General features: G+C 46.4%; 1 pseudogene. It reads right to left on the reverse strand.

Annotated features, from left to right (window positions below):
* A pseudogene (locus tag B4H39_RS09545) lies at nt 1-1,021 on the reverse strand (hypothetical protein); the annotation flags it as partial.

Here is a 1,021-nt window from a genome sequence, read left to right on the forward strand (position 1 = left end):
ATCCGAATCAAGTTCAGTATCCGCATCGATTTCTGCCTCCCTTTCCGAGTCAGAGTCAAGCTCAGTGGAAGTCTCTGAATCCGAGTCAGCTTCAACATCAGTGGAAGTATCCGAATCAGAGTCCGCATCCACATCAGTAGAAGTATCCGAATCAGAGTCCACATCGACATCAGTAGAAGTCTCTGAATCTGAATCCTCATCCGAATCAAGTTCAGTATCCGCTTCAATTTCTGCCTCCCTTTCCGATTCCGAATCAAGCTCAGTGGAACTTTCTGAATCCGAATCCGCCTCTACATCGGTGGAGTTATCAGAATCCGAGTCCGCATCTACATCGGTAGAGCTCTCAGAATCCGAATCTGCATCAACATCAGTGGAACTTTCTGAATCCGAATCCGCTTCTACATCAGTGGAGCTCTCAGAATCCGAATCTGCCTCTACATCAGTGGAAGTCTCTGAATCCGAGTCGGTATCTACATCAGTAGAGCTCTCCGAATCCGAGTCAGCTTCTACATCGGTAGAACTCTCAGAATCCGAGTCAGCCTCTACATCAGTAGAAGTCTCTGAATCAGAATCCTCATCAGAATCAAGTTCAGTATCCGCTTCAATTTCTGCTTCCCTTTCCGAGTTAGAGTCAAACTCAGTAGAACTTTCTGAATCCGAATCCGTATCTACATCGGTGGAGCTATCAGAATCCGAGTCCGCTTCAACATCAGTGGAAGTATCAGAATCCGAGTCAGCTTCAACATCAGTAGAGGTATCCGAATCAGAGTCCGCCTCTACATCAGCAGAAGTATCAGAATCCGAATCCTCATCCGAATCAAGCTCAGTCTCTGCATCGATTTCTGCTTCACTTTCCGATTCAGAATCAAGCTCAGTGGAAGTCTCTGAATCAGAATCTGCTTCTACATCAGTAGAGCTCTCCGAATCCGAGTCAGCTTCAACATCAGTGGAGCTCTCCGAATCTAACTCATCATCAGAGTCAAGCTCAGTCTCTGCATCAATTTCTGCCTCCCTTTCTGAG

It is taken from the genome of Lactococcus sp. UBA7128 (genome assembly GCF_002492185.1).
Classification (GTDB): Bacteria; Bacillota; Bacilli; order Lactobacillales; family Streptococcaceae; genus Lactococcus; species Lactococcus muris.